Consider the following 14275-nt stretch of genomic DNA (forward strand, 5'->3'; position numbering starts at 1 on the left):
GCCACCATGCATGCGGTCTTGCGACACCGAAGACGCATCCACCGAGCGATCGACCGACGCCGTCGGCGATTACAGGCGGAACTCGGGCATGCCAACGCCATGGTCACCGTCGCGAGTGCGGCGCTTTCGCACGACCCGCCTGTCGCGTCGCCCGTCATCACGCCATGTGACTGGCGCCGCCTAGAGCGCAGGCCGTCCGCGTCAGCCCACGTCCACCGCCGACGTCGCACCCCTGCGCGCCGAGCAGCCTTTTCGCCCCTTGGAGATGTGAAATGACCCGCTTTCTGCAACGCTACAACGTCGGTGTGCGCCTGTCGGCGGCCTTCGGCGTGCTGATTCTTCTTTCGGTGGTCCTGGTGATCATCGGGCTGTCCGGCATGGCCGAGGCGCGCAAGCACCTGGACATGATCGTGCTGGACCGCATGGCGAAGATCGAGTTCAGCAACCAGATGCTCGACGCCAACTCCTCCGTGCTGGTTGCGCTGAGCACCTATACCACCTCCACCAACGCGACGATGCGGCAAGAGGCGCTGGAGACCTTCAATCGGCAGCGCGAGCGCTACGCCGAGGCTCGCGCCAAGATGGACAAGCTGTCCAGCACCGCCGGCGGCCGCGTCATCCGCGCCGACATGGACGCCAAGCGCGCCGCTGCGAAACAGATCAACGACGCCATCGTCGCGCTGGGCGAAAAGGGCGAGAATGCCCAGGCGCTGGAGATGCTCAACCGCGAAGCGCTGCCGGCAACCCTGGCGTGGCAGAGCAAGATCCGCGAGTTCGCCGATCGGCAGAAGTCGCAGGCCGCCGAAGGCTATCAGGCGGCGCTGGACGCGATGCACCGTGGCCGCATGCTGCTGATCGGCGGTACCGTGCTGGCCCTGGTACTCAGCGCCTTGCTGGCGCTGGTCATCACCCGCAGCCTGACCGCACCGCTGGGCCTGGCCACCCGCACCGCCGAGGCCATCGCCAATGGCGACATGCACAATGCCGTGCGCACCGAGGCCCGCGACGAAACCGGCCGCTTGTTGAACGCGATGGGCCGCATGCAGCAGCAGCTGCAGGCCGTGTTGGCCGCGCAGGCCGATATGGCCCAGCGCCACGATGCCGGCCAGATCAGCTACCGCATGGACGAGAGCGTCTTCCCCGGCGACTACGGGCGCATGGTCCGCGACAGCAATGCCCTGGCCGCCGCACACATCGCGGTGACCGAGCGCCTGGCGCAGATCATGGGCCGCTATGCCATCGGCGACCTGTCCGAAGACATGGATCGCCTGCCCGGCGAGAAAGCCAACCTCACCGAGACGATGGACACGGTCAAGCACAACCTGACCGCGATGAACAGCGAGATCAAGCACCTGGCCGGTGCGGCGGCCGCCGGCGACTTCAGCGTGCGTGGCGACGCCGAACGCTTCCAGTACGACTTCCGCCTGATGGTCGAGAGCCTCAACCAGCTGATGGCCACCGCCGACGGCAACCTGCAGGCGCTGTCGTCCCTGCTGCAGTCGATCGCCGCCGGTGACCTGACTGCGCGCATGCACGGCCAGTTCCAGGGCGTGTTCGCGACCATGCGCGACGACGCCAACGCCACCACCGAACAGCTGGCCGCCATCGTCGCGCGCATCCAGACTGCCGCGGTCAGCATCAACGCCGCCGCCAGCGAGATCGCCACCGGCAACGACGACCTGTCGCGCCGCACCGAGCAGCAGGCCGCCAGCCTCGAGGAAACCGCCGCGTCGATGGAAGAGCTGACCTCCACGGTCAAGCAGAACGCCGAACACGCCCGCCAGGCCAACCAGCTCGCCACCGGCGCCGCGTCGGTCGCCTCGCAGGGTGGCACGGTGGTCGGTCAGGTGGTCGAGACCATGAGCGGCATCGAGGCCTCCTCGCGCAAGATCGCCGACATCATCAGCGTCATCGACGGCATCGCCTTCCAGACCAATATCCTGGCCTTGAATGCGGCGGTGGAAGCGGCGCGTGCCGGCGAGCAGGGCCGCGGCTTCGCCGTGGTCGCCAGCGAAGTGCGCACCCTCGCCCAGCGCTCGTCCAGTGCGGCCAAGGAGATCAAGGACCTGATCGACGACTCGGTCGGCCGCGTCGCCCAGGGCTCGGCGCTGGTCGACCAGGCTGGCAAGACCATGCACGAGATCGTCGCCTCGGTGCAGCGTGTCACCGACATCATGGGCGAGATCTCCGCCGCCTCGCAGGAACAATCGGCCGGCATCGAGCAGGTCAACCAGACCGTGATGCAGATGGACGAGGCCACCCAGCAGAACGCCGCCCTGGTGGAAGAAGCCACCGCCGCCGCGCGTTCGATGGAAGACCAGGCCGGCCAGCTCAGCCAGGCCGTGGCCCTGTTCAAGATCGACCAGCAGGCGCCGACGGCACCGCGCCGCGCCGCGCCGCCAGCCGCGCTCGCCAGCGTCGGCGCCAAGCGACCGGCCAAGATGCCTGCACCACCAGCGGTCGCACGCCGGCCGGTGGCCGTTGCTGCAGCCAAGACCACAGACGTGGTTGCGGGCGGTGGCGACTGGCAGGAGTTCTGATCGCGCTTCACCGCGCATCCCACTGACACGGGTAACGAAGCCCGGGGGCGCCAGCTCCCGGGCTCTTTTTTTGAGTCATTCCACACGGCTGGAGGCGAATCGACGGGCGTGGCGCCCGGAAAAAGCGCGACGCCAATCCCTGTCGGAGTGAAGTCAACGTGAAGCGCATCTAAATCCGCACCATCCCGCCTTAAAGAACAGAGCGCACACGCCGATACGGCGTGAGCACACACAAATTGTCTACAAATTTGAACAAGAGTTGTCACAAGGCGACTGGAGCAAAGAAACGCCAAATCGCCGATTGAGTTTCAATCGTAAACATCTATTAAATCTACAAAAACTATCAATTGCATGTTTTCGATGCGCAGCCGAAATAGATAGGCACCACCCAGCGCCCCCGCGGACATCGACTCAGGCAAGGGGTACGCCATCCCCAACGCTTCACCTTTCCACCAGGACCACGACGATGACGCTCAAGAATCTCAGTCTTTCCGCCAGGCTCGCGCTCAGTTTCGCGATCATCGTGCTGATCACGGTGATCATCGGCTCGATCAGCCTGAGCAGCCTCTCTTCGCTCAACAACGCCGCCGACATGAACGACCACACCTACAAGGTGATGGGCACCGGCGACATGATGGAAATCGATGCCCTCAACGTCGAGACCGGTGCGCGTGGCTATCTGCTGTCGGGTAACAAGGACCACCTGCAGCCGTTCACCAACGGCCTGGCCGCGTTCGACAAGAACTATGCCGAAGCCAAGCGCCTGACGGCGGACAATCCGCGCCAGCAGGCGCGGCTGGAAAAGCTGCATGCTGCGTTCGACAACCTCGTCGGCGTGGAAAAGCAGATCACTGCATTGCGCGCGCAGTCCAATGACCCCGCGCAGATCGCCGCCGCGTTCAGCCAGGCCCGCGACCGCAAGGCGATGCAGGAGATCCGCGGCCTGCTCCGCGACTTCACCAACGAAGAGCGCGGCCTGCTGGCCAAGCGCACCGACACCCTGATCGCCGTGCGCGCGCAGAACAAGTGGGCGGTGCTGCTGGGCAACCTGCTGGTGATCGTGGCCGCGATCGGCATGGCGATCGTGATCCGCCGCCAGTTGCTCAAGCGCCTGGGCACCGCGATCGGCGTGGCCGATGCCATCGCCCGCGGCAAGCTCGACAATGCCATCGACCTGCGCAGCAAGGACGAGGCCGGCGTGCTGTTGCTGAGCATGGACAAGATGCAGAGCCAGTTGCAGGCGGTGCTCGCCGCGCAGGCGGAGATGGCCCAGCGCCACGACGCCGGCCAGATCAGCTTCCGCATGGACGAAACCGTGTTCCCGGGCGACTACGGGCGCATGGTCCGCGACAGCAACGCGCTGGCCGCCTCGCATATCGCGGTCAAGATGCGCCTGGCGCAGATCATGGGCCGTTACGCGATCGGCGACCTGTCCGAGGACATGGACCGCCTGCCCGGCGAAAAGGCCGTGCTCACCGAAACCATGGACACGGTCAAGCACAACCTGACCGCGATGAACAGCGAGATCAAGCACCTGGCCGGCGCGGCCGCCGCAGGCGACTTCAGCGTGCGTGGCGATACCGAGCGCTTCCAGTACGACTTCCGCCTGATGGTCGAGAGCCTCAACCAGTTGATGGCCACCGCCGACGGCAACCTGCAGGCGTTGTCGGCACTGCTGCAGTCCATCGCCGCCGGCGACCTGACCGCGCGCATGCACGGCCAGTTCCAGGGCGTGTTCGCGACCATGCGCGACGATGCCAACGCCACCGCCGAACAGCTCGCGGCGATCGTCGCGCGGATCCAGACCGCGGCAGTCAGCATCAACGGCGCCGCCAGCGAGATCGCCGCCGGCAACGACGATCTGTCGCGCCGGACCGAGCAACAGGCCGCCAGCCTCGAAGAAACCGCCGCGTCGATGGAGGAACTGACCTCCACCGTCAAGCAGAACGCCGAGCACGCCCGCCAGGCCAACCAGCTCGCCACCGGTGCAGCCACGGTTGCCTCGCAGGGCGGCGCGGTGGTCGGCCAGGTGGTCGAGACCATGAGCGGGATCGAGGCGTCCTCGAAGAAGATCGCCGACATCATCAGCGTCATCGACGGCATCGCCTTCCAGACCAACATTCTTGCCTTGAATGCGGCGGTGGAAGCGGCGCGTGCCGGCGAACAGGGCCGTGGCTTCGCCGTGGTCGCCAGCGAAGTGCGCACCCTCGCCCAGCGCTCGGCCAACGCCGCCAAGGAGATCAAGGGTCTGATCGACGACTCCGTCGGCCGTGTCGCCCAGGGCTCGGCGCTGGTCGACCAGGCGGGCAAGACCATGCAGGAGATCGTGACCTCGGTGCAGCGCGTGACCGACATCATGGGCGAGATCGCCGCCGCCTCGCAGGAACAGTCCGCCGGCATCGAGCAGGTCAACCAGACCGTCACCCAGATGGACGAAACCACCCAGCAGAACGCCGCGCTGGTGGAAGAAGCCACCGCCGCCGCACGTTCGATGGAAGAACAGGCCGGCCAACTGAGCCAGGCCGTGGCGGTGTTCAAGATCGAGGCGAGCAGCGCCCCGCTCGGCCATCCGGCTGTCGCCAGCGCACCGAGCCGCCCGGCCGCCCGGTCGGCGGCCAAGCCGGTGGCCAAGCCCGCCGCCCGCCCGGTCCGGCAATCGGCCCGGCCGGTCGCGGTCACGGCGGGCGACGACAGCTGGCAGGAGTTCTGAGCACGCGCGGTCGCCGCCGGTCCGCGTCGACGGCCCCGGGAGCGATCGCTCCCGGGGCTTTTTCGTTGTCATCGTCCTGTCGGCCGCCGAGCCGCCTTGGTCGTGCGGCTCGGCGCCGCGCCCGACGCTCGACATGCCGTGATCGGGGAACGATCGCGATGCGGTGCCGTCCAACGCGACCGACAGAGCATCCGGTTCCGGCCGCATGGCCGGTGCCGGGGCGCGTGTGGCGTTGCACCACAAACACGCCCTACATTTCTGGGACGCCGTGCCGATAACCGGAAGGTCGCGCACGTCTCCGCTCCGGTCTGCTGTGCCCGCAGGCAACAGGCTCCGGTCCACGACAGCGCGATCTTTCCCTCCTCTCCATCGAGACGACCGCGATGTCCACGACGTCCTCCACTCGCCCGAGCAGTGTCGCCACCCGCCTGATGCTCGGCGTGGCCGCGATCGCCCTGCTGTGCTTCGGCATTACCGCCGCCATCATCTACGCCCGCAGCAGTTCCGCCCTGCTCGCCTCCGCCAAGGTCGGCATGACCGACACCGCGCGCCTGGAATCGGAGCGCATCGGCAACACCATCGGCGCCTCCGCGGTCTCCAACCAGGCGCTGGCCAATGCCCTGCTCGCCCAGCGCGGCCACGACAAGGCCCGCGAGTTGTTCAGCGACAGCCTGCGCCGCGAACTGCAGCAGCATCCGGACTGGACCGGCATGGGCACGCTATGGGAACCGCAGGCGCTGGACGGCAAGGACGCGGACTACGTCAACAGCGCAGGCCATGACGCCAGCGGCCGCTACATGGTGTACTGGTCCTGGCAGAACGGGAAACTGGTGCGCGATCCGCTGCGCGACTACGACGTGGCCGGCGCCGGCGACTGGTATCTGAATCCGCGCAAGCTGCTGCGGCCGACCGTCGCCGAACCCTACGATTACGAGATCGCCGGCAAGAAGGTGCTGATGACCACGGTCAGCACGCCGATCCTGGAAGACGGCAAGTTCCTGGGCGTGGTCACCACCGATTTCGGCCTGGCCACGCTGCAGCAGCGCGTCGCCAAGCTGCGCCCGCTCGGTGCCGGCCGCGTGCGCCTGCTCTCGCCGGGCGGCGCCATCGTCGCCGACCGCGATCCGGCACTGGTCGGCAAGAAGCTGCAGGATCCGGCCACCCGCGCCTTGCTGGCCGAGATCGCCCAGGGCAAGACCGTCGGCCGCGACACCGTCGATCCGCAGACCGGCGCCACCGACGTGGAAGTGTATGTGCCGCTGCAGATCGGCCAGGCCCAGGAGCGCTTCGCGCTGGGCGTGGCGGTGCCGAAGGCGGTGCTGATGGCGCAGGCGCGCAGCCTGCTGTGGACCATCGTGGCGGTCGGCCTGTGCGCCGCGCTGCTGCTCAGCGGCGGACTCTACCTGCTGCTGCGGCGGCTGGTGGTCAAGCCGCTGGCCAGTGCGGTGGAAGTCTCCAGCGCGGTCGCCGCCGGCCGCCTGGACAGCCGCATCCAGTATCCGCGCAACGACGAATTGGGGCAGCTGCTGGGATCGCTGCAACGCATGCAGCAGCAGCTGCGCGCGGTACTCGACGCGCAGAAGGAGATGGCCCAGCGCCACGACGCCGGCGAGATCAGCTACCGCATGGACGAAGCGGCCTTCCCCGGCGACTACGGGCGCATGGTCCACGACAGCAACGCCCTGGCCGCCTCGCATATCGCGGTCAAGATGCGCCTGGCGCAGATCATGGGCCGCTACGCCATCGGCGACCTGTCCGAGGACATGGATCGGCTGCCCGGCGAAAAGGCGGTGCTGACCGAAACCATGGACACGGTCAAGCGCAACCTCACCGCGATGAACACCGAGATCAAGCACCTGGCCGGCGCCGCCGCCGCCGGCGACTTCAGCGTGCGTGGCGACGCCGAGCGCTTCCAGTACGACTTCCGCCTGATGGTCGAGAGCCTCAATCAGTTGATGGCCACCGCCGATGGCAACCTGCAGGCGCTGTCCACGCTGTTGAAAGCGATCGCCGCCGGCGATCTGACCGCGCGCATGCACGGCCAGTTCCAGGGCGTGTTCGCCACCATGCGCGACGACGCCAATGCCACCACCGAACAGCTGGCCGCCATCGTCGCGCGCATCCAGACCGCCGCGGTCAGCATCAACGGCGCCGCGGCCGAGATCGCCGCCGGCAACGACGATCTGTCGCGCCGCACCGAACAGCAGGCGGCCAGCCTGGAAGAGACCGCTGCGTCGATGGAAGAGCTGACCTCCACGGTCAAGCAGAACGCCGAGCACGCCCGCCAGGCCAACCAGCTCGCCACCGGTGCAGCCACGGTCGCCTCGCAGGGCGGCGCGGTGGTCGGCCAGGTGGTCGAGACCATGAGTGGGATCGAGGCCTCGTCGAAGAAGATCGCCGACATCATCAGCGTGATCGACGGCATCGCCTTCCAGACCAACATCCTCGCCTTGAACGCGGCCGTGGAAGCGGCGCGTGCCGGCGAACAGGGCCGCGGCTTCGCCGTGGTCGCCAGCGAAGTGCGAACCCTCGCCCAGCGCTCTGCCAATGCCGCCAAGGAGATCAAGGGCCTGATCGACGACTCGGTCGGCCGTGTCGCACAAGGTTCCGCCCTGGTCGAACAGGCCGGCACCACCATGCAGGAGATCGTCGCCTCGGTGCAGCGCGTCACCGACATCATGGGCGAGATCTCGGCCGCCTCGCAGGAGCAGTCCGCCGGCATCGAGCAGGTCAACCAGACCATCACCCAGATGGACGAGGCCACCCAGCAGAACGCCGCGCTGGTCGAGGAAGCCACCGCCGCGGCGCGTTCGATGGAAGACCAGGCCGGCCAGCTCAACCAGGCCGTGGCCCTGTTCAAGCTGGACACCAGCGCCGCGGTGGCGAGCGCCGCGCCGGCGCCTGTGCGCCGCCCTGCTCCGCCTGCTCCGGCCGCCCCGGCAGCAACGCCGCGGCGACCGGCAGCGGCCCCGCTGCGGGCGGTCCCGCGCGCGACCGCGTCGACCGACGACGGGCAGTGGCAGGAGTTCTGAGCCGCTGCAGCGCCCCGCTGCCACCGCGAGGCGCGCTGTGCGTCTCGCGGTGCGGCTGCCGGGCAGCGGGTGACGACGTCCCACAGAGCGCTTAGCGCGTCACGCTCGTAAAGAAAGTGTATTAAGGGTCGATATAGAAAGCGGAACTGCCATGCCATGGGCGCCGCGACGCGCGCCCCGGCGCCGGCCGCACTGCGCCCGGATCCACGGTTCCGACCGAACCGCCACGGGAGCCGCCATGAAGCGACGCGTTATCGCCACCTGTCTGACCTTGTGCGGCCTCGCCAGCCTCGCAGGCCATGTCCATGCCGAGGCCGAGCCGATCGCCACCGATCGACCGGACTTCGTCGAATCCAGCCTCACCGTCGGCGACCGTCGCCTGCAGGTGGAAACCAGCGTGGCCTGGGAACGCGACGGCGATGTCGATGGCTATGCCACGCCCACCCTGTTCCGCTACGGCATCGGCCCGACCTGGGAACTACGCCTGGAGACCGACGGCTGGCAGACCATCGACGTCCCCGTCGGCGGCGACGTCTCCGGCTTCTCCGACATCTCGCTGGGCCTCAAGCACCACCTGGCCAGCGAGATCGGCGGCGCCTCGCTGGCCTGGCTGCTGCACGTGGACCTGCCCAGCGGCGCGCGCAACGTACGCGGCAGCGGTGCACGCCCCTCGTTCCGCCTGGTGGCCGAATGGGAACTCAGCGACAGCGTGTCCCTGGGCATGATGCCGGGCGTGATCCGCGACGAAGGCGACGGCGGACATCGCTACACCGCCGGCATCTTCGGCGTGGTGCTGGGCAAGGCCTGGAACGACCGCACCCGCTCGTTCGTGGAGCTGGCCCTGCCGCAGATCGCGCATGCCGACGACGGCGGCACCATCGCCCTGCTCGACATCGGCTCGGCCTGGCTGCTCACCCAGGACGTGCAGCTGGACGTGGTGTACAGCCGCGGCCTCAACGACCGTTCGCCGGACCACGCGCTCGGCGCGGGCCTGTCCTTCCGTTTCTGATCGGGCCACACCGATGAAAATCATGCATATGCTCGGGATCCTGGTGCTGGTGGCGGTGCTCGCCCTGCTCGCGCTGGGCGGGGTCGGCTACGGCGCGCAGCAGGGGCTGCTGCGCTCGGTCGCCGCGCAGGTCGTGTCCTCGGACGCGCTGCGCAACCACATGCAGGCCGACATGATGCATGACGCACTGCGTGGCGACGTCACCGCTGCGCTGCTGGCGGCGGCGCACCAGGATGCGGACGGGGTCAAGGCGGCGCGCGCGGCGCTGGGCGAACACGCCGGCGAGTTCCGCAAGGCGCTGGACGACAACCAGAAGCTGCCGCTGGACGGCACCCTGCGCGCGCAACTGGATGCGGCGGGACCGGCGTTGCAGCGCTACATCGCCGCCGCCGACAAGGTGGTGACGCTGGCCGAGTCGCAGGGCGACAGCAGTGCCGCCTATGCCGACTTCACCGCGCAGTTCACGCGGCTGGAAGCCGAGATGGACACGATCAGCGACAGCATCCTGGCGCTGAACGAGCAGAGCCGCAAAGCCGCCGAACAGCAGAGCCAGCGCGCCACCTGGCAGCAGGCCGGCGCGGTGCTGGTGGCCGTGCTGTGCCTGGCCGCGGCCGCGGCCTGGATCCTGCGCTCGGTCGCGCAATTGCTCGGCGGCGAGCCGCGGGTGGCGATGGACGCGGCCCAGCACATCGCCGAGGGCCGCCTGGACCAGCCCATCCCGGTGGCGGCCAGGCACGGGCGCAGCCTGATGGCGGCGCTGGCGCGGATGCAGCGCGAACTGCGCGAGCGCATCGAACGCGAGCGCAGCGTCGCCGCCGAAAACCTGCGCATCCGCACCGCGTTGGACAACGCCTCCACCGGCATGTACATCGCCGATCCCGACCTGACCATCATCTACGCCAACACCGCGCTGCAGAGCCTGCTGCAGACCCACGCCGAGGACATCCGCGCCTGCGCGCCGGCATTCGACCGTTCCGCGCCGCTGCTGGGCCAATCGGTGGCGCTGCTGGAAGTCGGCAATTCGCAGGATGCGGAGATCTACCAGCGGCTGGATCGGCAGGGCGCGGCGCAGCGCGAGGTGCGCTACCGCGAGGTCTGCATCGCCCAGGAGATTTCCGCCATCCGCAATGCCGAGGGCGCGCACCTGGGCTTCGTCTGCGAATGGCGCGACCGCACCGCCGAGACCCGGGTGGAAGCAGAAGTGGCCGCGGTGGTGCGCAGCGCCGCCGCCGGCGACCTGTCGCAGCGTATCGACCGCACCGGCAAGCAGGGCTTCTTCCTGATGCTGGCGCAGCAACTCAACGGCCTGCTCGACGCCAACGCGATCAGCATCGCCGAGGTCTCGCGGCTGCTCAGCGCGCTGGCCGACGGCGATCTCGGCGCGCGCATGCACGGCGACTTCCACGGCATCTTCGCCACCATGCGCGACGACGCCAACGGCACCGCCGAGCGCCTGGCCGACATCGTCGGCCGCATCCAGCGCGCCGCCGGCGACATCCACAGCGCCGCCACCGAAATCGCCCAGGGCAACAGCGACCTGTCGCAGCGCACCGAACAGCAGGCCGCCAGCCTGGAGGAAACCGCCGCCTCGATGGAAGAGCTGACCGCCACGGTGAAGCAGAACGCCGAGCACGCGCGCCAGGCCAACCAGCTCGCCGCCGGCGCCGCCGCGGTCGCCTCGCAAGGCGGCGCGGTGGTCGGCCAGGTGGTGGACACCATGAGCGGCATCGAGACCGCATCGAAGAAGATCGCCGACATCATTTCGGTGATCGACGGCATCGCCTTCCAGACCAACATCCTGGCGCTCAACGCCGCGGTGGAAGCCGCACGCGCCGGCGAACAGGGCCGCGGTTTCGCGGTCGTCGCCAGCGAGGTGCGGGTGCTGGCGCAACGCTCGGCCAACGCCGCCAAGGAGATCAAGGGTCTGATCGACGACTCGGTCGGCCGCGTCGCCACCGGCGCGGAACTGGTACAGCGCGCCGGCCAGACCATGCAGGAGATCGTGGCCTCGGTGGGCCGCGTCACCGACATCATGGGCGAGATTTCCGCCGCCTCGCAGGAGCAGTCCGCCGGCATCGAGCAGGTCAACCGCACCGTCACGCAGATGGACGAGAGCACCCAGCAGAACGCTGCCCTGGTCGAAGAAGCCACGGCGGCGGCGCGGTCGATGGAGGACCAGGCGGCGCAGCTGAGCGACGCGGTGGCCGTGTTCCGATTGGAACAGCATGCCACGCGTGCCGCCCCTTCCCCAGCCTTCGTCGCCGCGGTGGTGGCCGGCCATTCGGCCACTGCTGCAACGCCGCATGCCACGCAGGCGCCTCAACCGAACGCGCAGGCCCTCGCCGACGCGATCGGCACCCAGTGGCAGCCGCTCACCGCTTGAGGAGCCGTGTAGGGAAATGAATCAGACAGCGTCGGGAAGCGTCTTACGACCAACGACGCATCGAGAACTACGCCGTCACGCCGATATCACCTTCGAGCGATGGCGGCATGTTGTACGGCACGACATTGGGTTTCCTTTCTTCACTTTTCTGACCGCCACGCCCACCCCTCCGGTCACGTGAACGCAGCCGGAGTCTGTAGGGACAAGGACCTGGACGCCCCAGGGACACCGTCAACGAAGAGGTCGACATGAATGCCTTTCTGCAACGCTACAACGTGGGACGCCGCCTCGGCGGTGCCTTCGGCCTGCTGATCCTGCTGTCCTGCCTGCTGGTCGCGGCCGGCCTTTTATCCATGGCAGGCGCGCGCCATGAACTGGACAGCATCGTCAAGGTCAACGTCGAGAAGATGCGGATCAGCAACGGCATGCTCGATGCCAACTCAAACATCCTGGTCGCACTCGGCACACTGTCCATGGTGACCAGCGAGGATCTCAACCAGCAGGCGCTCGCCGAGATCAAGGATAAGCGCCAACGCTATAGCGACCTGCGCAACGAACTGGAAAAGTTTCCCGCAACCAGTGCAAGCGTGGTCAAATTGCGCGCCGACATCGATGCGGCGCGCGATATCGCGCGCACCCTCAACAATCAGGTGATCGACCTAGCGAACGCCGGGCGCAACGCCGAGGCGCAGACACTGCTGAGCGAGCGTTCGCGCCCGGCCACGCTGGCGTGGCAAGCGAAAATCCGCCAGAACGTCGCCTTGCAGGAACAGCAGACGCACGACGCCTACGCCACGGCAACGCGCGCCATGGCGCGCGGCCGGAACATGCTCATCGCAGGTGGAGTGGCCGTCCTGGTCGTCAGCGTCTTCCTGGCCTGGGCGATCACCCGCAGCCTGACCATGCCGCTGAACCGCGCCACGCGTGCCGCCGAGGCCATCGCCAGCGGCCGCCTAGACAACGACGTCACGACCAACGCCCGCGACGAGCCGGGACGCCTGCTGCTGGCGATGGACGCGATGCAGCGGCAGTTGCAGCGCTTCTCCGGCGAAACGGCGTTGATGATCGAACTGCATGCCGACAAGGACATCAGCCACCGCATGCCGCTGGATTTCCCGGGCGTGTACGGCGAGTTGAGCAAGGGCATCAACACCATGATGTTCGAGCATCTGGACGCCATCGTCGATGCCATCGGCGTGCTCAACGAATACGCCAACGGCGACCTGCGCCGCGACGCCCGCCGCCTGCCAGGCAGCCGCGCGGTGCTGCACGAATCGATGGACGCGGCCAAGGCCAGCCTGCTGGCGATCAACACCGAGATCAAGCGCCTGGCCGCGGCCGCCGCCGCCGGCGACTTCAGCGCCCGCGGCGATGCGGCGCACTTCCAGCACGATTTCCGGCTGATGGTGCAGGACCTCAACGCGATGATGGAGGTCAGCGACCACAACCTGGGCAAGCTGTCGGCCCTGCTGCAATCCATCGCCGCCGGGGATCTCACCGCGCGCATGGATGGAGAGTTCCACGGCGTGTTTGCGCGGATGCGCGACGACGCCAACGCCACCGTCGAACAGCTGACCGGCATCGTCGGTCGCATCCAGACCGCGGCGGTCAGCATCAACGCGGCCTCGACCGAGATCGCCGCCGGCAACGACGACCTGTCGCGCCGCACCGAGCAGCAGGCGGCGAGCCTGGAAGAAACCGCCGCGTCGATGGAGGAACTGACCTCCACGGTCAAGCAGAACGCCGAGCACGCGCGTCAGGCCAACCAGTTGGCGGTGGGCGCGGCCTCTGTGGCCTCACAGGGCGGCAACGTGGTCGGCCAGGTTGTTCAGACCATGAGCGGGATCGAGGCCTCGTCGAAGAAGATCGCCGACATCATCAGCGTCATCGACGGCATCGCCTTCCAGACCAACATCCTGGCACTCAATGCCGCGGTGGAAGCCGCCCGCGCCGGCGACCAGGGCCGCGGCTTCGCCGTGGTCGCCAGCGAAGTGCGCACCCTGGCACAACGCTCGGCCGGCGCCGCCAAGGAGATCAAGTCGCTGATCGACGACTCGGTCGCGCGCGTGGCCGAGGGCTCGGCGCTGGTCGATCAGGCCGGCCGCACCATGAGCGAGATCGTGGCCTCGGTGCAACGCGTCACCGACATCATGGGCGAGATCTCGGCGGCCTCGCAGGAGCAGGCGTCGGGGATCGAGCAGGTCAACCAGACCGTCACCCAGATGGACGAGGCCACTCAGCAGAACGCCGCATTGGTGGAAGAAGCCACCGCCGCCGCACGCTCGATGGAGGAACAAGCCGGCCAGCTCAGCGACACCGTGGCGTTGTTCAAGATCGACAACGCCGGCGTGCGTGCGGCAACGGCGCCGCCTGCCACGGGCAACGCGCCGCGTGCGGCCAAGGTGACGGCGCGTCCGCAGCGGCAGCCCGCCAAGCGCACCGCGGTCGCGGCCGGCGGCGACTGGCAGGAGTTCTGAGTCGTACGGTCGCCATGCCGCCGGCATGGCGACCGGTCCCGGCGGTAACGCCCGGCGTTCGCAGCGCAGCCCTTACGCAGCTGCGCATTCCTGCAATACGCGAACCATAGCTCGGTGCATTACA

6 protein-coding genes are annotated in these 14275 nt (G+C 68.2%); all 6 read left to right on the plus strand.

Annotated features, from left to right (window positions below):
* Positions 1 to 272 precede the first annotated feature (272 nt).
* The 6 genes from SLW56_RS10505 (at position 273) to SLW56_RS10530 (ending at position 14151) form a co-directional block, all read left to right on the plus strand.
* Positions 273 to 2540 carry a methyl-accepting chemotaxis protein gene (locus tag SLW56_RS10505; protein WP_320694800.1) on the plus strand — a complete coding sequence of 756 codons (2268 nt, stop codon included), beginning with the start codon at positions 273 to 275 and terminating at the stop codon, positions 2538 to 2540.
* A gap of 466 nt (positions 2541 to 3006) precedes the next feature.
* Complete coding sequence (locus SLW56_RS10510; protein ID WP_320694801.1) at positions 3007 to 5250, plus strand: methyl-accepting chemotaxis protein; 2244 nt, start codon at positions 3007 to 3009, stop codon at positions 5248 to 5250.
* A 383-nt stretch (positions 5251 to 5633) separates the two neighbouring features.
* Complete coding sequence (locus SLW56_RS10515; protein WP_295969485.1) at positions 5634 to 8282, plus strand: methyl-accepting chemotaxis protein; 2649 nt, start codon at positions 5634 to 5636, stop codon at positions 8280 to 8282.
* A gap of 238 nt (positions 8283 to 8520) precedes the next feature.
* Entirely contained in the window at positions 8521 to 9291 is a 771-nt protein-coding gene (locus SLW56_RS10520) for a transporter (RefSeq protein ID WP_017913687.1), read from the plus strand.
* A gap of 13 nt (positions 9292 to 9304) precedes the next feature.
* The gene (locus tag SLW56_RS10525; protein WP_320694802.1) at positions 9305 to 11674 is read left to right on the plus strand and encodes a methyl-accepting chemotaxis protein; all 2370 of its coding nucleotides are present in this window, start codon (positions 9305 to 9307) and stop codon (positions 11672 to 11674) included.
* 248 nt (positions 11675 to 11922) lie between these two features.
* Complete coding sequence (locus SLW56_RS10530; RefSeq protein WP_320694803.1) at positions 11923 to 14151, plus strand: methyl-accepting chemotaxis protein; 2229 nt, start codon at positions 11923 to 11925, stop codon at positions 14149 to 14151.
* Positions 14152 to 14275 lie beyond the last annotated feature (124 nt).

Origin of the sequence: Xanthomonas sp. LF07-6 (assembly GCF_034105445.1) — a bacterium.
In the GTDB taxonomy this organism is placed as follows: Bacteria; Pseudomonadota; Gammaproteobacteria; order Xanthomonadales; family Xanthomonadaceae; genus Xanthomonas_A; species Xanthomonas_A sontii.

Bases quoted from the DNA above. Each gene is read 5' to 3' on its own strand.
- SLW56_RS10525 (WP_320694802.1), top strand. From the start codon at position 9,305: ATGAAAATCATGCATATGCTCGGGATCCTGGTGCTGGTGGCGGTGCTC.
- SLW56_RS10520 (WP_017913687.1), top strand. From the start codon at position 8,521: ATGAAGCGACGCGTTATCGCCACCTGTCTGACCTTGTGCGGCCTCGCC.
- SLW56_RS10515 (WP_295969485.1), top strand. From the start codon at position 5,634: ATGTCCACGACGTCCTCCACTCGCCCGAGCAGTGTCGCCACCCGCCTG.
- SLW56_RS10530 (WP_320694803.1), top strand. From the start codon at position 11,923: ATGAATGCCTTTCTGCAACGCTACAACGTGGGACGCCGCCTCGGCGGT.
- SLW56_RS10510 (WP_320694801.1), top strand. From the start codon at position 3,007: ATGACGCTCAAGAATCTCAGTCTTTCCGCCAGGCTCGCGCTCAGTTTC.
- SLW56_RS10505 (WP_320694800.1), top strand. From the start codon at position 273: ATGACCCGCTTTCTGCAACGCTACAACGTCGGTGTGCGCCTGTCGGCG.